Genomic DNA, 21,981 nt, shown 5'->3' with positions numbered 1-21,981 from the left:
GATACTATGCCGGCGTATCGCCTAGCCGACTTGTCGCAGCTTGAGGCCGAGAATTCGAGCCGCATTAGCCTGAACCCAGCCGGCCTTCTCCATTGTGTCGATCAGCCGTCACGCTTCGTCCGCCGCGGTCCCAGCCCCCGTCCGGCCGTATCGTTAGAATCGCAAGTGGCCATCTCGTGTTCAGGCGGGCGCCGATGCGCCGAACCGGCATCGTGCTGGCCCGTGAGAGCTCGTCGATGACATTGCCACGTTCCGAAAGATTGGTTCCTTCCAGAGGAGAACGCCAAGCACGCAGTTCTCCGGCTCGCGGACGTTGCCGGGGAAATAGCATTGCGAGATCAGCTCAACTGCCGACGGCGCAAAGCCATGGTTCTCCATATTTCAAGGGTAAGCGCTGTGTCCTTCCAGGAGGACCCGCGATCTGTGGGCCTGCCGATTCTGAGGTGGATCGGAGATCGGCTTGTGTCTGAACTTGAACTTACGATTGACCCTGAGCGGCAGCCTCGGCGTTTTCGAGGGTGATCAACGGCGCTGTTGGTCGGCGGCATTGGTCGATGGACGACAAGGCACGGAGTCATCTCCGAGACCCTGGAGCCGACGCGGTGATCTCGGAGGTTGCCCGGCGCTACGGGCTGCGGCCGCGGCGGAACGCTCGCAAGCTTGCGACGTCGGCAGGACAGGCCACTCCCGCCTAGTGGTTTCGGTGGCGCCACCGGAACGACCCGTTGGGCCTACATCCTTGCACCAGAGCTCAAGGCCACGGCCTGAGAATCGGCCGCCGCTCCCCCTACTTGGTTCCTCAGCCGACAGCGCTAAGAAGGAGAGCAACTTCCGTCGGCGCGAGGATCATTGCGTCGTGGCCAGTGGCGAGTTCCTGCCACGCCCAGCCATCCTGCTTCGCGACCCATTCTCGCGCTCCCGCCATCGGCGGGTGGAGTGGATTAGTGCAGACGACATAGGTTCGGGGTCTGCCGTTGCCGAGCGGGTGCTCGAGCTTAAGTCCGCTTTCGTAGGTGCCTGCCGGATGCGGTGTTATCCGGCGCCGCACCCAGTCCGTGAGCGAGTGTCCCTCGGGAGTGCCGAATGCTGTTGGCGGCGGAGTCGGCATGAAGATACCCCGTCCTTCCTCCGCAACCAATTTTCGACGGGCGGCGACGATGTCGGGGGGCATGGTGCTGAATACACTTTGACCGCTCTCGACGATGGCGCCGTCGAGATAAACGAGATGGCTGATATGGTCGGGTATCCGGTCGGCGGCGCCGGTGATGCTGATGCCGCCTAGACTGTGACCGACAAGGATCACATCGCTCAGCTCTTCCGTTACAATGTGGTTGACGATGTCGGTCACGAATGTGTCGGGCGTGATGTCCTTGCACAGCAAACGTGCGCGTTCGCCGACACCTGTCTGGGTAGGCGTGGTCACGTGGCATCCCATCTTGCGAAGATTGGCGGCGACGTCCCGCCAACACCATCCGCCATGCCAGGCACCATGCACTAGCACATACGTCTTTATCATGGATTGTGCCGTTCCATTTGCTCACCGGCCGTTGTGGCTGCCATCCGGCACGATGGCCGGACATTGTCCAAAGGGGCTCGACCACGTTACCGGTGGTAAGTCCGGCACAGGCGCCCCGTGGCCTGAGGATACCCCTACCAAGTCGAGGAAACTTGAATTGCGAAACCCAATATTCACTAGCTCTTTGCAAGTGGATGGAGAGGCTCATGGTGTGCCGCAGTTGCTCGCTGCCGGCATGCTCTTGGCACCGGCTGATCATCCGAACTTGAACAGGACACCAAAGCCGCCGCGCGGATAGTTCCACTCGATGTCGCCGCCTTTCTCGCACAATATCCGGCAGGTGCCGCATTCCATGCAGCCGTCGGCGGTGATCTCGACTTGACCCTTGTCATTCAACTCATAGCATTTCGCCGGACAGACGTAGGTCAACGCAAGCAAGTTCGCGCTTGGCTTGTCGTGCGGTCGCACTATGATATGGGGGCGGCCGGAATCGACCAGATAGCGGTTCTGGTAAAGTTTGTCCTCGACACGAACCTTCGTCACTGCGATCGTCATCTTGTACCCTCTTCAGCGCCATGCCAATGCCAGGCGGACCGCGTCGCTGACCAACCCCCAGCGCGAGCGCGCGTTGATGAAGGCGGCCGTGGTGTTCTTTTCCTTCTCGATCTTCGGCGTGCCGTCGACACGCATGAAGGTCTGAGCGGCATGCGACATCAACCGCGGATAGCTGTCAAAAAAGTTGCTGGAATTGGTGTGGAGTAAGGCTGGCATGTCCTTGTATTTCTTAAGATCCTTGATCACAAAGGAGTCATCCAGCATCGTCTTGTAGAGCGCAAGGTTCGCTTTGGTCATAGGACCGTTGCGGCTTTTGACTTTGATGATCGCCTCAGCCGCGACACGACCCGAGGTCATGGCAAGGTTCGAACCCTCACGGTGAATGGCATTGTTCAGTTGCGCTGCGTCGCCGACGATGACCCAACCGTCGCCGAATAGCTGCGGAATGGCCCTGTAACCACCTTCGGGGATAAGATGGGCGGCATATTCTTTCACCTCCGAGCCAGCGATCAGCGGCCGGATCGAAGGATGGTTTTTCATCGCATCCAGGAGGGCGGACGGGCTCTCCATCGTCGCGGCGAAATCCGAGACCAGGCAGCCGATGCCGAGTGAAATCGACTCCTTATTGGTGTAAAGGAAGCCGAGCCCGGCCATGCTGCGAGAGATCGTGCCCACGGCCTCGATTACGCAGCCTTCATCGCCCTTCACCCCGAACCGCTGGCCAATGACCTCTTCGGGCAAGAAATGCATTTCCTTGACGGCAATCGCCACGGTCTCCGGCTTCGGCATCTCGCGCAGGCCTGCGCGAGTGCCAAGCAATCCCGACACCCCTTCTGCGAGAACGACCACATTCGCGAAGACCACTCCGCCAGCCCGGTCTGTGCGGACGCCGATCACCTTGCCATTGCCATCACGGACGAGTTCCGTCGCGGTCGTCTCACACAGGACCGTCGCGCCAGCCTCGCGCACCTTGCGGGAAAACCATTTGTCGAACTGGGCGCGGATGATCGTGTAGCGGTTGGGTTTCGCCTCATTGAAGTCGTCCGACCGGTAATGAATTCCGGTGTGAGACGTGTCGTCCATCACCCAAAGTCGCTGTTCGACCAGGTGCCGCTCGAGGGGCGCATCATCCCGGAAGTCCGGGATGATCTTCTCCAGCATGTTCGCGTACATTATGGCACCCTGGACGTTCTTAGAGCCCGGATATTCCCCGCGCTCCAACTGCAGGACCTTCAGCCCCTGGCTTGCCAAAGTGTAAGCAGCTGCGTTTCCAGACATGCCGGCTCCGACCACAATGGCATCGAATTGTTCAATCATGTCCTCTCCCTCAACTCGCAAGCTTGTCTCGACTGTGCGGCGACAGCCGCCGGGTGAAGGCTTCCGTCAGTGCGGGCAGGAAGCGGATTGCATCCGTGACGATCCCGAGGTGGGCGAACTCGAAAATCGGCGCGTTCGGATCGGTGTTGATCGCGACGATGAGATCGGCCCCCTCGACCCCAACTCGGTGCTGGATGGCGCCGGAAATTCCGGCCGCGATGTAAAGCTTCGGTCGAATGGTCTTGCCAGTTTGTCCAATCTGTCGATCAGCCGGCATCCAGCCCTTCTGGACCAAGGGGCGCGAACAGCCATGCTCGGCGCCGATCGCTCGGGCAAGATTCTTCACAAGCTGAAGGTTCTCCGCCGCTCCGAGACCGAGGCCTCCCGCAACCACGACATCCGCATAGGCAAGATTTGCCATTGCCGACTGGTTATCCGGTAGGAAGCCGAGGACTTTGGTGACGATATCGTCCTCAACGAGCGACAGCTTGTGCCGCATGACACGCCCGACCGGCTTATCCACCCGTTGCGGCATAGGCATGACCCTTGGTCGCACCGTCGCCATTTGCGGCCGGTAATTTAGTGTATAGATCGTACACAACAATGAGCCACCAAAAGTCGGACGGGTCGCGGCGAGTGAACCGTCGGAATCTACATCAAGTTCGGTGCAGTCGGCCGTGAGCCCCGTCTGCAGGGTCGTCGCTACCGAGCCTGCAAGATCCCTGCCCAGTGTGGTCGCGCCGAGAAGGAGGATTTCGGGTTTATGGGTATTGACCAGATCCGTGAGCGCCTTGGCGAACGGCTCGTTCCGGTAGTCGGCGAGCGGCGGCGCATCGACGATGTAGACAAGATCCGCCCCGTAAGCGAAGGCCTCGGCAACAGCGTCCTCGACCATCTCGCCCGGCGGTCCCAGCACGACGCCCGCGAGCTGGACTTCAAGCTTGTCGGCTAATTTGCGGCCTTCGCCCAGCAGTTCGAATGATACAGGATGCACATTGCCGCGTTCGAGCTCGAGGAAGACCCACACGTGCCGGTAGTCTTTGAAACGGTCGGGAAGTTCTTTCTTTACACCGGCACGGCCGGGGGCAATGCGAGGGGTAGTTTGGCTTGCGGTCGACATTTTCTGCTCCTGGCCGTCACGTGCCGCTGTTGAAGGCCAGCTCATGTTCCAGCGCCGGCCGGCGGGTTAAGATATCGGCGATGAGTTCATCGGCTATGTCCTGCAAGCCCCTTTCCGCGGTGTCGATCTGCGCCGCCCTTTCTGCCCGTGCGGTGGGGGCGAAAACACGCTTGACGACTGTAGGCGAGCCACGCAGACCGCACCGGGTGAGATCGTCAATGCCGGCGTCGGCTGCAGTCCACTTCACGACTTGGCTGCGCGCCGCGCACAGAGCCTGCTGGAGCGAGCCCCGGCGGATTTCGTTGGTGTCTTCCAGCATGGTAATGAGGCAAGGGAGTCTGCTCTTCAGCAACTGGGTGCCGCCTTCGGCGCGACGAGCGACTTCGATCTCTCGCGTATCGAGATCGATGGAGGCAATCTTCGCGACATAGGTAAGTTGCGATAAATCTAGGCGCTTGGCTATGCCCGGTCCGACCTGGGCGGTATCGCCGTCAATCGTCTGCTTGCCGGTGAAGACGATGTCCGGCCTGCCGAAAGTCTCCCCAATTTTTGCGATTGCTTGCGAAAGAGCAAAGGAAGTCGCCAGCGTATCGGATCCGGCAAAATAGCGGTCCGTCAAGAGAACTGCTCGGTCAGCACCGTAACCGAGCGCCTTTCGCAGCGAGTCCTCCGCCATGGGCGGACCCATTGTGAGCACAGTAACCTCGCCACCATGAACGTCGCGCAGTTTGAGCGCTTCTTCGAGGGCGAACAGGTCGTAAGGATTGATGATGGTCGGAACACCCTGACGCATGATCGTGTTCGTCACCGGGTGCACGCGGATCTGTGCCGAATCCGGCACCTGCTTGATGCAGACTACGATATGCATTGGCGGTTTCTCTAAGCTCCCAGTCCGGATTCGTGCTTGGCGGTTCACCTCATTGCCTGCATCGTTCATGCCAAGTCGTCTTCCTGCCTCTATTCCAGAAGGTGGCTTCGTTTGCTTCCGAGGAGGCGTCATGAGGACTGGATTTGTCGACTTCTCGACATTGTCGCGTCGCAGCCGTGTCGGGCTCATTACTTTCCGAACCGCTTCAGTGCAGAGTCGAGCGGGACGAAGGCGCGGCCAGGTGCGGGACATATGTTTGGATCGTGGTCCCTTAGCACCTTGAACACACGTTGCGTGAGCGGCGAGGAAGTCGCGAAATCTTCGTAGGCGCGTTCCAGCTTGGCGCGCACCCGCGCGGCGATTACCTGGTTAGGCAGACCGGAGAAATCTTCTTCGGCAAGGTATTGGCCCACGCGCTTCATGATATGGAGCCGCGAGACATTCATCACTTTCGGGTCGTAGGAGACGTCAAGGCAGGCGAAGAAGTCCTCCGCGGCCGACAGGCCCTTCAGTCGCGCTAGGATATCGGTGCGATCGATCGGGCGGCTATCAGCGGAGCAGTTCATTGTATTCTCCCGGCGCGAAATTGTGGTGTCGATGCATTGGTGACATTGCTGACGGCGTGCCGACCTCTGGCACGGCGGCTGGGCAAGAGACTTGGCGATCTCAAGCTTTTCTGAAGTGGTGAAGGCGACCCCGAGTTTAACTGCTCTCCTTGCGCAGGGTCGTCACGTTGAGGAAGACCTCACGGCTCGTCGGCTATTGTGCCGCTCGGACCCGGGCCGGAATGAAGCTGTTCTGCACCTCGCCCGCACAGTCCAGCACTGGGAACGGCCCGTAGCTTCTCGGTGATCGCAGGCAGGACCTCAAGCACGCGGTCTACGTCATCTTCGCCGTTGTCACGCGACAAGGAGAAGCGGACTGCCCCACATGCCGCGTTCATAGCGATCAGAACATGGCTCGGTTCCAGTGAGCCAGAGGCACAGGCGGACCCGGCGGAACAGGCGATTCCCAGCCGGCTCAGGACAATTGGAATTGCATCGCCTTCGATACCTTCGAATCCAATGTTTGCAGTGTTTGGCAATCGCTCTTGCGGATCGCCGTTGATGGATGTGTTTGGGATGCGCTGGATGATCCCGTTCTCAAGGCGGTCGCGCAACCATTTTATTCGTTTTGTCTCGTCCATGAATTTCAAGGCGAGTTCGGCCGCCATGCCCAGTCCGACTATGCCGGGTGTGTTTTCAGTGCCTGCACGCCGGTCGCGCTCTTGGTGCCCACCCTTGATCATGGAGGAGAAGCGCACGCCACGTCTTACATAAAGCGCGCCTATCCCCTTTGGACCATGCAGCTTGTGGGCGGAGAGCGACAGCATGTCGATCGCGGTCGATTTCAGCTCAATCGGAAGCCTTCCGACCGCCTGCACTGCATCAGTGTGGAAAAGCGCGCCGACTTCCCTGGCTAGATCGGCAAGCTTAACCACGGGAAAGATCGTACCGGTCTCATTGTTCGCCCACATTATCGAGACGATTGCCACTTGTGGGGTGAGGGCGGTTCTGTAGGCGTCCAGGTCGAGCCGGCCGTAGTGATCGACTGGGATAATGTGCACCTTGACGCCGCGCGTCTTCTCAAGGTGCGCGCACAACTTCAGAACGGCCGGATGTTCAACCGCGGAAGTCACTATTTCCGTTCGGTCGGGCATCACCTCCAGCGCCGAAAGGATGGCTGTACTGTCGCTTTCAGTCCCGCCCGAGGTGAAGATGATCTCGTCCTCGAATCCCGCGCCGATGAGGGCTTGCAACTGTTGCCTCGCCTTTCTCACGGCTTCAGCAACCGATGCGCCATAGGCGTGCATGGACGAATGATTGCCAAATTGCTCCGTAAAGAAAGGCAACATCGCTCCAACGACTGCAGGATCAACCCGCGTCGTTGCGTTGTTGTCGAGATAGACAGGGTTCATGGGAGTGATCCTTCAACTGCTGAAATGATTCAAGGGTAGTCGGGCCATTGAACCTCTGGCGCATATCGTATCTGGTAAGGTGGGCGGCCGGGGGAGCGATGGCTTGGCTGACCGGTCGCTGTCGACATTGCCCTTTGGTGGCGGCATCCGCCGGGAATTCAGCTGTTTCGGGCAATTTTGTTTGCTTGCCCACGGCAACGATCGATGATCGCGATTTGGTGCATCACCGAACGCAATTGTTCCGGGCCGACAGTGCGTGTCGGCCGGTTCCAGAGCGCCGGCGGTTACCGGTTCGACGCAGTATTCCTTGGCGTCGCTATAGTCGAACATAGCCTGTTCCCTCGCAATCATTTGCAGGACTTGCCGCAGCCGCACGTCTCACGCGCATTGGGGTTATCGAAAACAAAGCCGGATGTTTCGAGCCCAGTGACGAAGTCCACGGTCATGCCGGCGGCATGGGGTTGGGAGCCTCTATCCATGAACACCTTGAGCCCATCTCGCTCGATGATCGCATCGCCCTCACGTGAGACGCTCTCCAGGCCCATTGAGTATTGGAAGCCGGCGCAGCCGCCGGCATGGACCATGATGCGAAATCCTTCCGCCGGCTCGCTGGCGCGGTAAAGAGCGGCCTTGATGGCGGCAACAGCGTTGTCGGTGAGCGTAATCATGGCTCGATTTCTCCTCGGTCCGGCGTTTTCGTGGATCATCTCGCATGGACCGTGCCAAAGGGAAGACGTGTCAAAAACCGTAGGACATCCCGACGTCTCTTATGCTCGATTGCTGGGGAGACGTCCGACAACCGACACTTACTGTCGGGTTTGTCGCGTCCGCGTCACAGGAAGGGCGCCTGAGTTCGCGATGCACTCACGCGTAAAGCAATGAACAGAGCCAAAGATGTTCAGAGCTTGCCGCGGAGCAACTGGCACGATTTTTGTGAAGCCTTCGTTGCGGCGGCAAAATTGCCGGCCGATTCACCTTTGGGTTGCCCTCGCAATCGAAGAACGAAGGAAAGCAATATGATCCATCAGACCCGCCTTGGTGGGAAAGCAGCACCGCCGGTGGTACCCGAATGCTCGATCGGCCGATTGGCGCCGACCACCCAACAATCGCTCGCTACCGGCGATTGGCCGCTGACCGCCCGGAGACAGGATTCGACTGGCATGTGCCTGACGATCGATCGCGTCCGCCGTGCACATCCCTGAGGCCCGTTTTTCGATCGATCGTCAAAAGAAGAACGGGGCAGGGGTAAAAACATGGATCAGCGCAAGAAGCGGTCGCCCAACGAAATCCGGCGTGCGTGGGAAGTCTGTCCGAACATTCCCGCGCGTGATTTCGCCGCCCAATTGGCCATTTCGGAAGCGGAACTGGTCGCGGCCCATTGCGGTTTCGGCGCGGCACGCATCGACCCGCGCGTCAATCACCTTCTGACGGGCCTCGAATTCGTGGGCGAAGTGACGGCGCTGACCCGCAATCAAGGTGCCGTGCACGAAAAGATTGGCGTCTTCAACAGAGTGATAACCGGCAACAATCACGCCATGGTCCTTGGTGACGAATTCGACCTTCGCGTCTTCCCGCAGGCTTGGAGGTATGGTTTCGCTGTTGAAAGGCGCCATCGCGGCGGAATCCAGCGCAGTTTGCAATTCTTCGACGCCGCCGGCGCAGCAGTGCATAAGGTGCATCTCAGGCCGGTCTCCAACCTTCATGCCTATCGAAAGCTGGTGGCCGAGCTCGTATCCGCCAACCAGGAGCCGACCATGTCGCTTAAGGCGAGAGTAGCCGACCTGGGCGCGAGGACTGCGGACTGGGCCGGCACGGTGGACGACCTACGCGAGTACTGGAGCCGGCTGACTGACGTCAACCTTCTAAAGACGCTCAAGCTCAGCCGCTGCCAGGCTTTGCGCATGGTCGGCCAGGATTACGCTTGGCTGCTCGACAATGCCGCAGTTGGCGCCGTGCTCCAGCGTGCGGCCGAAGACGAATTGCCGATCATGTGCTTCGTCGGCAACCGAGGTTCTATCCAGACCCATTCCGGCTTAATCAAGTCGGTCAAGCAGATCGGGCCGTGCATCCATGTGCTGGACGAAACGTTCCGGCTGCATCTCAGGACCCACCAAATCCGTGAGGTTTGGGCCGTGCGCAAGCCGACCAATGACAGTCACGTCACCTCGCTCGAAGCATATGGGTCCGACGGCAAGATCATCATCCAGTTGTTCGGTGCGCGCAAGGAAGGCGAACGCGAGCGCGACGACTGGCGGGTTCTGGCGGAAAACCTGCCTCGTTTCCCCGACAGCTACATGAGAAAAGACCGATCGTCGTCGGTGGGACGCCGGCGCCCATCTGCCTCCGCAGCCAGTAGCCGGGCATTGAAGCCGAGACCGGGGACACGATGACGCAATAAGCGCGCTGTATTATCGCAACGCGATGAGCAGGAAGCAATTTGGCGCTGCCCCATCGACCGCATGGTTACGACGAAGCCGCGGCCTTTGGGCCGAGCTCAGAGGTGACAATAGCGTGAACGCCGCCGACCGTCACTCCCCACCAGGCGGTCAGGTTTTGCGGTTCGGGCCGAGCAAAAATACTGTCAAGACAGCGAGGAACGTGGCAACCGCGCTGTAGACAAAGACACTGGCAATACCCGTGTGATCCACCAATAGGCCACCGCAAGTTGTGCCGGCTGCGATGGCCACTTGGAAGGTTATGACCATCAGTACACCAGCGCTCTCGGCCTGTTTCGGAGCGGCGCGTAGCACCATCCATGTCTGCAATCCGACCGGGACCGCGCCAAAAGCAAAGCCCCATACGGCAACTGCAATTGCCGAGGTCAAGGCCGATGCTCTCATGGTCAGGAGCGAGACAGCGGCTACGGCAATGAGCAGGGGCGGCAGGGCCGCGACCGCCTTGAGACTGTGTTTGGTGAGGAATGCGCCGGCTAAATTGCCGAAGACGCCGGCCGTGCCAAAAGCAAGGAACACGAGCGGGATTGACTTCTTGTCGAGCGCAGGAACGCTCTCGAGAAAGGCGCGGATGTAGGCGAAGCTGGCAAAATGGCCGGAAGCGACCAATAGCACGACTAGCACCGCAACCTTCATCGCCGGATTCTTCGCGACATCCAGCGGACTGCGGAATCTGCGCACTTCGATCGGAGGCAGTGGCGGAATGGTTACGAGTTGCACGAGCAGCGCAACGGCACTCACGATTGCGGCGACCTTGAACGAGGCTCGCCATCCCCAAATGTCACCGACATAAGCGCCGATTGGAGCCGCGCAGACGGAGGCGACAGAAACGCCGGTGAGGATGACCGACATGGCGCGCGGCATGAGGTGACTTGGAACCAGCCGCATCGCCAACGCTGCCGAAATTGACCAAAAACCACCAAGCGATATGCCAAGGACGACGCGTGCCGCCAGCAAAACCGGCAGCGACCCCGCAACCTCCGCCAGAACGTTCGACAGGATCAGCAGGAGCGTCATCGCCCAGATGACGACCCTGCGGTCCAGACGCTTTGTCACGATGGCGATTATCGGTGCCGAGATCGCCGCGACGATTGCGGCCGCTGTTAGCGCCTGTCCAGCCGTGCCCGTGGTGATACGGAGATCATGCGCGAGCGGTGTCAGAACGCTGGCGGGCAGAAACTCTGCCGTCACAAGCCCGAAGGTGCCGAAGGAAAGCGAAATGATGGCACCCCATGCAGGGCCAGAACGTTGATAGGGACTTTCTGGGTCAAGCCGATCTCGGTCGAACAAAGCCGCGTCCACTAAATCTGTCGCCGATTCGGTCATGAATGAGTTCTCCGGCTAGGAGCTGTTGCAGCAGGGGTGGCTACATCGCCGGGGATCAAAGCCGCGAGACCTTCCGGCGGCGGCCAGTCGGCATCAGTCGAGGCCTCGGAGCCCGACGCATCCGAGGCCTCATCGGAGGGCCGACGGACCCAACCGTCGACAATGCGGGAGAGTTCTCGGCGCGGTCGCATCGATCGCATTCGTCGAAGTGCGGTCTGTTCACTGCGAACCAAGCAAGCCGAACGCGGTGTCCTCGATCGAGGCCTTGATGGGGGGATGATCGACGATCTCTATATTGCTTTGAAGCAGGAAGTTCCGTCGCCATATGTGGTTATCCTGGCAGCCAGAATTGAGCGGTTGTCGCAAGCACCAAGGCGGTCGCAATGAGTGCAACGAGGCGGAAGTCTGATCGATGGCTGCGGTTCGATGGCCGCGCGATCGACAAAATTGAGGTGATGAGTTATCCCTTTTGAAGCCGTTGCTCCCAATTCTGGGATAAGGTAATTGCAGGCGGTCCCAGCAACGTCGGGCGGCCTTTTTGGTGATCGAATTCATGGGACGACACTCTCGGTCCGTGACGCATCTGCGAATGACTCCGCAAGTTCCGTGCCATCAACGACAAATCTGGCTCTGCTGAGCGGGTGGTGGAGGCACGAGCGTGGGCTATCCCAAGAGCTTGCCGCAAGGTTGTTCGAAGTTGAGGTGCCGGATAGACCGCAAATATGTCGGGCGGCCTGGGGTTGGCCAACACGAAGATGCGCAAGTTCAAAAGGACGAGCTGAACCCTTGCCGATATCCATCCGAGGCTGATCTGGAGAAGGTCAAGAACTGCGTCTTGAAGGCTTCCGCCGCACCGGCAAATGCTAAGCCAAGGTGCTGGGCAAGATGGACAGGGCCATCCAACCCGTCGACTGGACGCTCATTAATGGCGTCGGTGTGGCTCTGTAGCTGGCGAGAAAAACGCCCTGCTGAAAGACAAAAGCTCGTGTGGCCGGCTCTGAAGGACGGCCAATGAGGCATGCGAGGAGAGGCTATAGTCCATTCGTGTAGACTGATCTTGTCCTACGGAGGCGGCTAACCACCCCGCCAGACATCATCGAGGGGAGCGCCACTAGGCTCACCCCAAGTGTTGGTCGTTTCCACCTGGTGACCTCGGCCAAGTCACCAAGCCGCTTAGCGCAAGCTTTCGAACTGGATGCTCCCCGGGCACATGATCGGCTAGCGATCCCACCAGTTGAGTTGCTCCAAGTCGCTGTCTAGCATTCTACATTCTGTGTCCGACGCTGGACAAGAATGTTGCAATCCCGACCAGCAAGTCAGCGCAGGCGCCACCTGTTGCCCAGCAAACGGCAAGGATTATCGAAAGACGAATTCGGCACGGAGCTTGCACCGACGATTGCATGCAAATGCCGACAGCATCTCATGAACGGTCTCTCGATTCTGGCGCGGTTAAATCGCGGCCGGTTCCAGATCATGTCCCGCCCGAAATGGTGAGGGACTTCAACCTGTTTACGTCGCCCGGCATGTTGCCGACGGCTAACGGGGATCCGCATGCAGCGGTTGCTTGCGTTCATGCCGGGCCTCCGATCTTTTATTCAACCAGCAACACGCGCGACGGTCGGGGTACCTGGGTCATCACTCGCGCGAGCGACCAGCGCCGGGTGCTGCAGGACACCGAAACGTTTTCCAGCCATCGCAGCATCTTCGCCTCTGTGCTCGGCGAGAGCTGGCCGATGATCCCGCTTGAGCTCGATCCGCCATTCCACGGTGTTTTTCGCTCACTGCTCAATCCGCTGCTTTCGCCAAAGCGGGTAATGGCATTGGAGCCGGCTGTCCGGGAACGAGCGATCAAGCTGATCGACAGGATCGCCGCATCAGGCACGAGCTGCGACATCATGAAGGATTTTGCAGTTCCGTTCGCGGTCAATATCTTCCTTCGCTTTATTGGGCTTTCGGACAACGGACTAGAAACATTTGTCGGCTGGGCTAGAGATCTGCTCCACGGCGATAAGGAGCAACGACCACCCGCAGCCCGGACGATCGTGGCCTTCATCGACGAACTTGCCACCGAGCGCCGCAAGGAGCCGGTCGATGATTTCATGACCTTCATCGTGAAGGCAAAGGTCGAGGGTCGTCTGCTCAGTGACGAAGAAGTCCGTGGCATCGGCGTGCTTGTGTTCGTCGCGGGACTCGACACGGTCTCAGCAGCCATATGCTTCGACTTGGCCCATCTCGCGCGCAACCCCAAAGATCAGGAATTGCTACGAAGCGAACCTGACCGGATTGCCGTCGCTGCGGAAGAATTGCTGCGCGCCTATTCGACCATTCAGATGATCCGAGTGGCAACGAAGGATGTCGACTTCAAAGGCGCGCCGATCCGCAAGGGAGATTATGTTTCCTGTGCCACGATGATTGCCAATCGTGACCCGGCGGAATTCGAATGCCCGAATGAGATCGATCTGGCGCGCGAGGACAACCGGCACGCTGCCTTTGGCTATGGTCCCCATCGTTGTCTTGGCTCACACCTTGCCCGGCGGGAGATTGTCATTGGCCTGGAGGAGTGGCTGGCGCGCATCCCAGCCTTTCGGATCAAGACAGGGACTGAACCTATCACCTTCGGCGGCCATGTGTTCGGGATCGAGAATCTGATCCTGGAATGGTCCTGAAGTTTCAGCCAACGACATTGGAGTTCGCTATGCGTGTCGTCGTACATAAAGCCAGATGCCAGGGTCATGCGCGCTGCTGGGCGCGGGCGCCGAGAGTCTTCAAGCTTGATGACGCCGGCTACATCTTGCCCGGTGATATTGATGTTGCCGATGGGGAGCAACTGCTTGCCTCAAAAGGGGTACGAGCCTGCCCCGAACAAGCTCTGGAAGTTGACGAGCCCCCCGCTAACTCAGTTGTAGAGAGAGACACACGCAAAGTGCAGACTGGCATCGGGAAGGACAAAACAATCATACAATTCGCGACAGACCCTGTCGACCACGCGAAAATTACCGAACTGCGTGACCGAGAGGCGATCCGCAACTGCCTGTATCGGTACTGCCGCGGGATAGACCGCGCCGATGAGGCGGCGCTGCGTAGCGCATACTGGCCCGAAGCGTATGACAGGCACGGTCCCTATTGCGGACCGGCAGAGGACTTCATCCAATTTGCTCTCGGTCTGCCGGGGCACCGTAACATCCATCAAATCACGAACAGCCTGATCGACTTCATCAGTTCAGCAGAGGCCGCGGTCGAGAGCTATTTCACCGCGCTGCAACGCGGACCGGATACAGACCAAGAAATACGTCAGACGCTGCTTTGCGGCCGTTACTGCGATCTGTTTCAGAAGAGGCAGGACGAGTGGCGAATTGCGGAACGGACAGTCGTCTACGATTGGGTTGAGGAGCAAATCCCGCCAGCGATTCTTGAGGCAGATAGGTTCGGCCGGCGACAGCCGATTGGAGCACCACATCCAGACGATCCCATCTACCAGTTGCTCAAGGGTCACATCCCCACCGACCAAGATGGCGTCGAGGGTCCCCAACTGGGAGCTGCATAAGTGGGTAGGAATGGAGGATGAGCGCCCTACGGGAACGACATCTGTGTGGGGCCGCGACTGGCGGTCACTGCAACGATTTGGCTCGGCCCTTCATTCCGCCCAAGGTTGATGGGCTGAGATCACAAGCGGTCATCGTGGAGAAGCTCTCGTGAAACTGGCAGCACGCACCGTAATCATCACAGGCGCTGCGGGCGGGATCGGCCGTGCCCTGGTCGATATCCTTGCCGCGGACGGAGACACTGTAGTTGCGGTGGACCTTCCGGGCAGTGGTGTGGTTGAACTGGCTCGGGATCTCGGGTCGCCGCACGTCGGTCTGGAGTGCGATGTGTCGCGAGAGAAGGACATGCTCTCACTTTTCGGCCAGGTCGAAGCACGGTTCGCGCAAATCGATGTCCTCATCAACAATGCGGCGGTTGGACCCACGATGGATAGGATCATCGACACCGCTGTCGATACCTTCCGACGCGGCGTGACAGTGAACCTTATTGGGCCATTCGTTATGGCCCGGGAAGCGGCGCGGCGCATGAAGCCGGGCGGTGCGATCGTCAATGTGGCTTCGATGGCGGGCGTGGTCGGCAATCCCAGGCGCAACGCCTACGCAGCCTCGAAAGCTGGCGTGATCTCGTTGACAAAGTCCCTTGCATGCGAGTGGGCTATGCGAGGAATCCGCGTCACGGCGGTGGCGCCGGGCTCCGTCCGCACCCCAATGGTCACAGAACTGGCACGCGCTGGCAAAATGGACCTCGCGGCGATACGCCGCCGCGTGCCGATGGGGCGCTTGGCTCGCCCCGACGAGATCGCCAGGGTCGTGCGTTTTCTGAGCAGCACGCAGGCGCGCTACATCACCGGCTCGGTGCTGGCAGTCGACGGAGGCTGGATGTCATTCAACCAGCCGGGGGATGCTCACCCGCCGGTGGATGGTGCGCTCCAAGCCGAGCTCTCCTGTCCGGCCGAATGCACAGATGCGCGAATCGTGCTCGTCACCGGTGGCGCAAAAAGCATTGGCGCGGCCGTCGCTCGCCGCTTTGCCGCGAACGGCGACACCGTCGTGATTGCTGATAAAGATGGCACTGCAGCGGCAGAGCTGGCTACATCGCTCCCCGGCAAGCATCTGGCGAAATCGCTGGACGTGGCCGTCGAGAGCGATGTGGTGTCGATGTTCGAAGAACTGAGGGGACGCTTCGGGTATATCGATGTTCTGGTCAATAGTGCTGATACCGCCGACAGGATTGTGCCTGCGATCGAGCAACTGTCGAAACAGCTCGAACACGTCCTGGATGTCAACCTTACCGGCGCCTTCACCTGCGCGCGCGAAGCGATCAAGGCTATGCGCCCGGGCGGCGTGATCCTCAATCTCGGGTCGATCGACAGCTTTCTGCCGTTCGCGCCGCGCCATGCCTACGGCGCCTCCAAGGCGGGGATGGATATGCTGACCCGTTGCATGGCGGCCGAACTCGGGCCGGTCGGAATTCGGACAGCCACCGTCGCTCCTGGCCACATCCGCACGCCCGCACTTGCTCAGTTGGCCAAAGCCGGCCGCATCGACCTGACAGCAATCGGACGACGCATCCCCATGGGCAGGATGGGACGGCCAGAAGACGTCGCAGATGCATCGTTCTTCCTTGCTTCGTCTGACGCCTCATACATCAACGGCTCGATCCTCTACGTGGACGGCGGCTGGACCTCGTTCGGTGATGCGGGAAACGCCAGCGAGCTCTATGACGAATGTTTTGCGGAGGCCGCAGGTTAATTGCCAGGCCTTCGCAGGGCGACCGGCCGAGCATTATGAAGCCTCGGCTCCACGACGCACCTGAGGTGCTTGAGATCCAAGCATGCGCATGCCGAGCACATTCCCGGTCGGCTGACGTGTCTATAACGAGGAGAAATCATGGAATTTGCCACTTTCATTCTGGCCGCCCAGCGTGGCTATCACCAATCCTCAGAAAGCGTCATCCGCAACTCCATCGAACAGGCCGTCGCTTCGGAGCAGGCTGGGTTCAACACCGCGTGGTTTGCTGAGCACCACTTCAACAATTACAGCCTCATACCATCCCCGCTGATGATGGTGGCGCACTGCGGCGGCTTGACAAGCACGATTCGCCTGGGCACTGCCGTCTGCGTGCTGCCGCTTTACCAACCGCAGCGCCTGCTGTCCGAGATCGGCTTCGCCGACATCGTTGCGAACGGCCGTCTCGAGCTCGGCGTAGGCTTGGGATACCAGCAGTTCGAGTTCGAACGGTTCGGCGTGGACATCGATGAGGCGCCGGCCGTCTTTTCGGAATACCTGGACATCATTCTCAAGGGCCTCAACCAAAACGTCTTCGAACACGACGGCCAGTATGAGAAGATCCCCCCAACAGCGATTTCGGTCCGCACAGTCCAGCAGCCGACGCCGCCTATCTGGATCGCTGGCGGAGCCGCACGGATGGCTCGGGCCTACCGCGAGGGGCACAATTTTTTTGTCACAGCCTTCCACGACGGCTTAGAGACTTTGACCACACTGCGTGAATCAGTCGAGAGGGCGGCGGCATCCGAGGAAAAGAACGTCACCGACGTCAAGATATCGCTGCTGCGCTGCTGCTATGCCAGCCACGACGAGTTGGAGATCAACAGCTATCTCGACAATGCCCGCTTCCAGCGCCGGCTTTCTGAAGCCCTGCATCAGCGTCGCCAACAGAGCCACGATGGCTACCTGCTGCAGGAGACACCGACCCAGCAGGATCTGTCCTTCGAGACCATGCGCAAAAATTTGCCGATTGGCAGCGTAAATCGCGTGATTGATCGCCTGCTGGAAGAGATCGATATCTTGAAACCGGACCAGATCGCAGTTCAGACTCAATTGGGCGACTTCGACCAAAAGACGATGCTGCGCCAGATCGAGCTCTGGGGCGACAAGATCATCCCTGCGGTCAACAAGGCGCTTTGTCATGCCGGAAGCTGAAGCCGGCCGTTACGATGATGGCTGCCTATCCAGCGCGCAATGGCGTGGGTCCGAGCTAGGGAGGAGCTTCGATCAGCATGTGCTGCCCTGCGTACATTCACGTTCGCTTGAGGAGGTCCAGGCGGGCGAGGTGTTGGCGACGGAGGGGACAGGCCTTTCGTCTGTCGAATTGCGTGATGTCTTGGCCGCAACTTTCCCGTCTACCTCCAGCAGCGTATTCGCTTTGGAGGAGTTGAGCGAGCCCGAGCCGGAACTGGAAGAGGAACTGCTACGCCGGCTGCTGCTAGCGCATGCTGCGCCGGCCGACCCGGCGAGCGCCCGCTTGGCCAAGATCATCGCCCGGCGTGCGATGCGCATGGACCATCTTTGGCGGGATCTTGGCCTCTCAAATCGCGCTGAGCTCAGCCGCCTGCTTGCCAGACATTTTCCCGCGCTGGCGGCAGGCAACACAGAAAACATGAAATGGAAAAAGTACTTTTACCGCAAGCTGTGTGAGGCCGAAGGCTTTTCGTCATGCACAGCACCCAGTTGCGGGGAATGCCATGACTTCGAAAGCTGCTTCGGCCCGGAGGAAGTTGAGAGTCGCCTCTCGCCGACCACGAATGTCGGTTAGTCACTTCGCTTGATCGCAGCTGCGGACAAACGCTTATCGCGGCGCCGTCGTATGGAGGAAGGGATGTTCATCGCCTCGCGATATTTGGTGACGGTACGGCGAGCGACATCGATGCCGGTCTCCTTGAGTTGAGCAACGATGTCTTCGTCGGAATGTACCTTGTCGAGCGATTCTTCGGCTATGATTGCCTTGATCCGATGGCAGACAGCTTTGGCGGAGTGCGCATCGCCGCCCTCGCAGGATGCGATTGGCGCAGCGAAAAAATACTTCAGCTCGAACACCCCGCGCGGAGTCAACATGTACCTGTTCGAAGTCACCCGGCTTACCGTCGACTCGTGCATGCCGATCTCGTCAGCGACATTTTTGAGACAGAGAGGCCGCAGATGGGCGGCGCCGTGTGTAAAAAAGGCATCCTGCTGGCGCACGATTTCGGTCGCAACCTTAAGGATCGTCTTAGCGCGCTGCTTGAGACTGCTGATCAGCCAGTTCCCTTTTTCCTGGCAATTGTCGAGAAACGCTTTGCCTTCCGGATTTTGCTTGGTCAGCTGCGAGATTTCGGCGACATAGGTGTGGTTGATCAACACTTTGGGCAGCGTGGCCGGATCAAGCTCCACCCGCCATCCACCTTCGGACTTGGGCATTACCCAGACGTCCGGTACGATGGTTTCCGGCGTCCCGGACTGGAACCGGTCTCCAGGCTTGGGATCGAGCGCGCGGATTTCGTTCCTCATGTCGAGGAGATCCTCCTCGTCGACTCCGCAACGCTGCTTCAATCCCTGAAAATCCCCCCGTGCAAGCATCTCGAGATTGGCGACCAAAGCTGCCATAGCCGGGTCGAACCGGTCTTGCTGGCGCAGCTGAATCTCCAGGCATTCGCTGAGAGTTCGCGCAAAAATGCCCGGCGGATCAAATTGCTGCAAGATTCCGATGACCCGTTCCACATCAGCTTGCCGAACGTTTAACGTCCTGGCCAGATCGAAAAGGTTTACCTGAAGATAGCCAGTGTCCTCCAGATGAGCGGCGAGCTGTCCGGCAATCAGCCGCTCCTGGGGGGTGAACGGGTTGAGGGCGACCTGGCGGGCGACATGGTCGTGCAATGTTTCGGTGTGGGCGGTAAACTCCTCGACGGCAGGTCGATCGTTGCCGCTACTGCGTTGCGACTTCCATTGCCCGCGCCCGCCAGACGGCCCGCCAATGGGCGATTCGCCGATTTCGCTTCTGCTTTGACTGCTCCGCTGATCCACCCCTGGCAGCGGCGAATCGTCGTCAAACGGGTCAGGCTTCAAAACGGGGTTCTTCTCGAGTGCCTGCTGCACGAGCTGATGGAGTTCAGTATGCGTCAATCGCAGCAAGCGAATAGCTTCAATGGCTTGAGGCGATAAGACCATACGTTGCTTCTGGCGTTGAAGCAGGCTTGCTGAGAGATGCATGTTGAACCGTGATCTGCCGAGGAGGCTCTAGTGTGTGCTTGGGTTGTGTGAGACTTTCCACTTCTGGGTCATGCCGCCGCCTTCAATTTGTCGAGAACGTTTTGCGGGGATGAAACGCCATAGGGGTCCGTCTCGCAGTTGTCACAGAAGCCTTCCTCCTCGAACCACTGCTCCACCACGCCATCGTCGATCAGAGCGGCGTATCGCCAGGAGCGCATGCCAAAGCCCAGATTGTCCTTCGCGACCAGCATGCCCATTTTGCGCGTGAACTCGCCCGACCCGTCTGGGATCAGCTCGATCTTCTGCAGCCCCAAGGACTTTCCCCACGCATTCATGACGAAAGCATCGTTGACCGAGACGCAGTAGATCGCGTCAATTCGCAGTTCCAGAAATTGATCATAGAGTTTTTCGAAATCGGGCAGTTGGAAGGTCGAGCAGGTCGGGGTGAAGGCGCCAGGCAGCGAGAACAGGATGATGCGCTTGCCCCCGAAATAATCGTCGGAGGTCTTGTTCTCCCACTGATAAGGATTTGGCCCCCCGATCGACTCATCGCGAACACGCGTGCGAAAGGTCACGAGAGGAACGTTCTTTCTATAGGTCATTGATTTGCTTCCAGGCCAAAGTGGTACGGTGCATTTTTCGGTTAAACTGAAGCGGCATCGACTTCGGTCGACAGTTCCGGCAGCCTCGCGCCTTGGCGTGGTTGCCTCGGACCGGTCTTGTGCAAGACCGCCCCCGAGCAGGCACGTTTAACGGCGACGAGCTTCCGCGGAGACGGGGAATTTTGCTCGCGTGCTTTATCGAGCTTTGAGAGGTAGGCATGGTCTGCAACCGTGATTTTGACTGCGTTCTATCGACCGAGTCGCAAGCGCCATGCCAATTGACCCGATGCCTTGGGTTCACTTCGGTTTTTGCAGCAACTTTCGTGTTGTGCAGTAATGCCGGTCGATATTATTGCTCAAGCAGCACTGGAAATTGGGTGCGACTCCGTTCGGCAAACCCGGCCTTTGTCCGAAGCCGGACACGAATGTCGGAAATAGCCAAACGCCAGGATCTGGGGCGGGTTAAGAAACGTTGCCGTGGGCACCGGCTTCAGCACAATTGCGCCACGCGAGCATGGCTCCCAGCGTCAATGCCGTGCAGCAGCGAGACGAAGTCACTGCAGAATATCAACCTCTGCGAAGTCGTTGAAACCCAGCATGTGCGAGCCGTTCGAGGCGCAGATCAAGGCATGCTCGAGGAAGAGCTCGTGCTCTCGGCAGCAAGTGTTGCGACGTCTGACAAGGATCGTCGCGCTTCAAGGAAAAGAACCTGAATGGTGCACGGCTTGTGAAGGCCGGCGCATGGAAATGGCTGGGCTGATCATCCTCCATGAGGGTTGAATGAAGAGCTGGCCCCTATCTCCCTCAGCTGCAACGGGGGGAGATAGGGCATGTCCGTCTATCGCGCTGGGTAACATTCCTCGGTGATGCAATAAGGGGGAGCAATTTCTCATTTCGGCAGACACGACCCAGCTCTCCTTTCATGCGCTGATTCCCCCAGGGGAAATCGCGACTCCAGGCTTCCTATGCAGCGAATCGCGGTGCTGTCCGATGTCCGACAATGTCGGATGCGGATCGTAGCTGGGCTAGATCCGTCACTTTGCCTCGATGGTTTCCCACTGGCCTTATATCTGCTTCGCCCAAATGCGGCGACATAACCTGTGCGGCATCTGTGAATGGATCGACTTCAATCGAGACCTCGGAGGTCCCGATGCGCGAAGGGAGCTTGCCGATATGACGGCCACCATAGCGAACCACGGTCCGGACGACGAGGGGACTTGGATCGGCGGGCCTGCGGCGCTGGGACACCACCGCCTGGCAATCATCGATATCCAGGGCGGCCGCCAGCCGAGGATGCTCCAGGGGGATGGCCGACCTGACTTGGTGCTCGTCTACACGGGTGAGACTTACAACTACCGCGAGCTGCGTCAACAGCTGGCCGGCCTAGTCCATCGCATGAACACGAGCAGTGACACCGAGGTGGTGCTGCACCGCCCCCGCGAGTAGGGCTCTTCGGCGGGTACACTTTTTTCACGAAATCCGTGAATGTTTCTCGCGACATCATCCCGCAATCGGTGGTGCAGCGGGTGAAGAGCCCGTATCCGGCTATCCAGAATGCCGCCTACGACAAAATACTACGTACGCGGTTCACTGTGATGCTGGACGACCTAGTTGTGGAGCTTCAACAGGTTGTCCTCGATCAGGGCGAGGCGACTGATAGGCGTTTTTGACTTTAGGCTGCCATGTGGACGATGCCAATTGTATCTGTGCAGCCAGACAGGCAGTTCGGCGGCACGATG

Annotated in this window: 18 protein-coding genes and 4 pseudogenes; 9 read left to right on the top strand and 13 right to left on the bottom strand. The window is 59.3% G+C overall.

The features are described 5' to 3' along the window. Positions 1 to 21 precede the first annotated feature (21 nt). From EN943_RS13915 to EN943_RS13870, 9 genes and pseudogenes are all read right to left on the bottom strand, one after another. Positions 22 to 108, bottom strand: a pseudogene (locus EN943_RS13915) (helix-turn-helix domain-containing protein); the annotation flags it as partial. A 691-nt stretch (positions 109 to 799) separates the two neighbouring features. Continuing rightward, positions 800 to 1,516 carry an alpha/beta fold hydrolase gene (locus EN943_RS13905; RefSeq protein WP_063169392.1) on the bottom strand — a complete coding sequence of 239 codons (717 nt, stop codon included), beginning with the start codon at positions 1,514 to 1,516 and terminating at the stop codon, positions 800 to 802. Between the two features lie 255 nt (positions 1,517 to 1,771). Then, positions 1,772 to 2,071, bottom strand: a complete 300-nt coding sequence (locus EN943_RS13900) for a ferredoxin family protein (protein WP_024505235.1) — start codon at positions 2,069 to 2,071, stop codon at positions 1,772 to 1,774. Between the two features lie 12 nt (positions 2,072 to 2,083). Next, positions 2,084 to 3,388 (bottom strand): FAD-binding protein, encoded by a 1,305-nt coding sequence (locus EN943_RS13895; protein ID WP_063169391.1) that lies wholly within the window; start codon positions 3,386 to 3,388, stop codon positions 2,084 to 2,086. A gap of 10 nt (positions 3,389 to 3,398) precedes the next feature. Continuing rightward, positions 3,399 to 4,508, bottom strand: a complete 1,110-nt coding sequence (locus EN943_RS13890) for an electron transfer flavoprotein subunit alpha/FixB family protein (protein ID WP_024505237.1) — start codon at positions 4,506 to 4,508, stop codon at positions 3,399 to 3,401. A gap of 16 nt (positions 4,509 to 4,524) precedes the next feature. Next, on the bottom strand, positions 4,525 to 5,376 hold the full coding sequence (locus EN943_RS13885) for an electron transfer flavoprotein subunit beta/FixA family protein (protein ID WP_063169390.1): 852 nt from the start codon (positions 5,374 to 5,376) through the stop codon (positions 4,525 to 4,527). A 188-nt stretch (positions 5,377 to 5,564) separates the two neighbouring features. Then, positions 5,565 to 5,942, bottom strand: coding sequence for a nitrogenase stabilizing/protective protein NifW (nifW, locus tag EN943_RS13880; protein WP_063169389.1), 378 nt, complete (start codon positions 5,940 to 5,942; stop codon positions 5,565 to 5,567). Positions 5,943 to 6,121: 179 nt separating this feature from the next. Further along, a complete protein-coding gene (gene nifS, locus EN943_RS13875; RefSeq protein WP_063169388.1) occupies positions 6,122 to 7,333 on the bottom strand; it encodes a cysteine desulfurase NifS in 1,212 nt (403 codons plus the stop codon). A 347-nt stretch (positions 7,334 to 7,680) separates the two neighbouring features. Beyond that, on the bottom strand, positions 7,681 to 8,001 hold the full coding sequence (locus tag EN943_RS13870) for an iron-sulfur cluster assembly accessory protein (RefSeq protein ID WP_029356570.1): 321 nt from the start codon (positions 7,999 to 8,001) through the stop codon (positions 7,681 to 7,683). 210 nt (positions 8,002 to 8,211) lie between these two features. Here EN943_RS13870 and EN943_RS13865 point away from each other — a divergent pair, with 210 nt between their 5' ends. Beyond that, entirely contained in the window at positions 8,212 to 8,535 is a 324-nt protein-coding gene (locus EN943_RS13865) for a hypothetical protein (RefSeq protein ID WP_126066777.1), read from the top strand. Between the two features lie 51 nt (positions 8,536 to 8,586). Further along, a pseudogene (locus tag EN943_RS13860) lies at positions 8,587 to 9,618 on the top strand (ChuX/HutX family heme-like substrate-binding protein); the annotation flags it as partial. Between the two features lie 261 nt (positions 9,619 to 9,879). Here EN943_RS13860 and EN943_RS13855 read toward each other — a convergent pair. Beyond that, the gene (locus tag EN943_RS13855; protein ID WP_063169386.1) at positions 9,880 to 11,112 is read right to left on the bottom strand and encodes an MFS transporter; all 1,233 of its coding nucleotides are present in this window, start codon (positions 11,110 to 11,112) and stop codon (positions 9,880 to 9,882) included. 1,487 nt (positions 11,113 to 12,599) lie between these two features. Between EN943_RS13855 and EN943_RS13850 the strand changes: the two genes are divergently transcribed. From EN943_RS13850 to EN943_RS13830, 6 genes and pseudogenes are all read left to right on the top strand, one after another. Further along, positions 12,600 to 13,778 (top strand): cytochrome P450, encoded by a 1,179-nt coding sequence (locus EN943_RS13850; protein ID WP_063169385.1) that lies wholly within the window; start codon positions 12,600 to 12,602, stop codon positions 13,776 to 13,778. Then, a pseudogene (locus EN943_RS38330) lies at positions 13,769 to 13,930 on the top strand (ferredoxin); the annotation flags it as partial. The gene EN943_RS13850 and the pseudogene EN943_RS38330, both read left to right, overlap by 10 nt. A gap of 138 nt (positions 13,931 to 14,068) precedes the next feature. After that, positions 14,069 to 14,656, top strand: coding sequence for a nuclear transport factor 2 family protein (locus EN943_RS13845; RefSeq protein ID WP_050580531.1), 588 nt, complete (start codon positions 14,069 to 14,071; stop codon positions 14,654 to 14,656). A 148-nt stretch (positions 14,657 to 14,804) separates the two neighbouring features. Further along, positions 14,805 to 16,406: an SDR family oxidoreductase gene (locus EN943_RS13840; protein WP_063169384.1), complete on the top strand. Its 1,602-nt coding sequence runs from the start codon at positions 14,805 to 14,807 to the stop codon at positions 16,404 to 16,406. Between the two features lie 138 nt (positions 16,407 to 16,544). Then, entirely contained in the window at positions 16,545 to 17,597 is a 1,053-nt protein-coding gene (locus EN943_RS13835) for an LLM class flavin-dependent oxidoreductase (protein ID WP_063169383.1), read from the top strand. Then, positions 17,584 to 18,210: a nitrogen fixation protein NifQ gene (locus tag EN943_RS13830; RefSeq protein ID WP_063169382.1), complete on the top strand. Its 627-nt coding sequence runs from the start codon at positions 17,584 to 17,586 to the stop codon at positions 18,208 to 18,210. The genes EN943_RS13835 and EN943_RS13830 overlap by 14 nt, the downstream gene beginning before the upstream one ends. Here the strand turns inward: EN943_RS13830 and rpoN are convergent. Both rpoN and EN943_RS13820 read right to left on the bottom strand, forming a co-directional pair. Further along, positions 18,207 to 19,640, bottom strand: a complete 1,434-nt coding sequence (gene rpoN, locus EN943_RS13825; protein WP_063169381.1) for an RNA polymerase factor sigma-54 — start codon at positions 19,638 to 19,640, stop codon at positions 18,207 to 18,209. The genes EN943_RS13830 and rpoN overlap by 4 nt on opposite strands. Positions 19,641 to 19,708: 68 nt before the next feature. Then, a complete protein-coding gene (locus EN943_RS13820; RefSeq protein ID WP_063169380.1) occupies positions 19,709 to 20,242 on the bottom strand; it encodes a peroxiredoxin in 534 nt (177 codons plus the stop codon). A gap of 1,173 nt (positions 20,243 to 21,415) precedes the next feature. Between EN943_RS13820 and EN943_RS13815 the strand changes: the two genes are divergently transcribed. Further along, a complete protein-coding gene (locus EN943_RS13815) occupies positions 21,416 to 21,688 on the top strand; it encodes a hypothetical protein (RefSeq protein ID WP_199489650.1) in 273 nt (90 codons plus the stop codon). 161 nt (positions 21,689 to 21,849) lie between these two features. On the opposite strand, the pseudogene EN943_RS13810 reads toward EN943_RS13815, so the two are convergent. Beyond that, positions 21,850 to 21,981: pseudogene (locus EN943_RS13810) on the bottom strand (IS481 family transposase); the annotation flags it as partial.

Origin of the sequence: Mesorhizobium sp. M7A.F.Ca.US.006.01.1.1 (assembly GCF_003997935.1) — a bacterium.
GTDB lineage: Bacteria > Pseudomonadota > Alphaproteobacteria > Rhizobiales > Rhizobiaceae > Mesorhizobium.
This window is presented reverse-complemented; position numbering and strand designations above follow the sequence as displayed.

Excerpts from the sequence above, each read along its gene's own strand:
- EN943_RS13905 (WP_063169392.1), bottom strand. The coding sequence starts at position 1,516 with ATGATAAAGACGTATGTGCTAGTGCATGGTGCCTGGCATGGCGGATGG.
- EN943_RS13900 (WP_024505235.1), bottom strand. The coding sequence starts at position 2,071 with ATGACGATCGCAGTGACGAAGGTTCGTGTCGAGGACAAACTTTACCAG.
- EN943_RS13895 (WP_063169391.1), bottom strand. The coding sequence starts at position 3,388 with ATGATTGAACAATTCGATGCCATTGTGGTCGGAGCCGGCATGTCTGGA.
- EN943_RS13890 (WP_024505237.1), bottom strand. The coding sequence starts at position 4,508 with ATGTCGACCGCAAGCCAAACTACCCCTCGCATTGCCCCCGGCCGTGCC.
- EN943_RS13885 (WP_063169390.1), bottom strand. The coding sequence starts at position 5,376 with ATGCATATCGTAGTCTGCATCAAGCAGGTGCCGGATTCGGCACAGATC.
- nifW (WP_063169389.1), bottom strand. The coding sequence starts at position 5,942 with ATGAACTGCTCCGCTGATAGCCGCCCGATCGATCGCACCGATATCCTA.
- nifS (WP_063169388.1), bottom strand. The coding sequence starts at position 7,333 with ATGAACCCTGTCTATCTCGACAACAACGCAACGACGCGGGTTGATCCT.
- EN943_RS13870 (WP_029356570.1), bottom strand. The coding sequence starts at position 8,001 with ATGATTACGCTCACCGACAACGCTGTTGCCGCCATCAAGGCCGCTCTT.
- EN943_RS13865 (WP_126066777.1), top strand. The coding sequence starts at position 8,212 with ATGAACAGAGCCAAAGATGTTCAGAGCTTGCCGCGGAGCAACTGGCAC.
- EN943_RS13855 (WP_063169386.1), bottom strand. The coding sequence starts at position 11,112 with ATGACCGAATCGGCGACAGATTTAGTGGACGCGGCTTTGTTCGACCGA.
- EN943_RS13850 (WP_063169385.1), top strand. The coding sequence starts at position 12,600 with ATGGTGAGGGACTTCAACCTGTTTACGTCGCCCGGCATGTTGCCGACG.
- EN943_RS13835 (WP_063169383.1), top strand. The coding sequence starts at position 16,545 with ATGGAATTTGCCACTTTCATTCTGGCCGCCCAGCGTGGCTATCACCAA.
- EN943_RS13830 (WP_063169382.1), top strand. The coding sequence starts at position 17,584 with ATGCCGGAAGCTGAAGCCGGCCGTTACGATGATGGCTGCCTATCCAGC.
- rpoN (WP_063169381.1), bottom strand. The coding sequence starts at position 19,640 with ATGCATCTCTCAGCAAGCCTGCTTCAACGCCAGAAGCAACGTATGGTC.
- EN943_RS13820 (WP_063169380.1), bottom strand. The coding sequence starts at position 20,242 with ATGACCTATAGAAAGAACGTTCCTCTCGTGACCTTTCGCACGCGTGTT.
- EN943_RS13815 (WP_199489650.1), top strand. The coding sequence starts at position 21,416 with ATGACGGCCACCATAGCGAACCACGGTCCGGACGACGAGGGGACTTGG.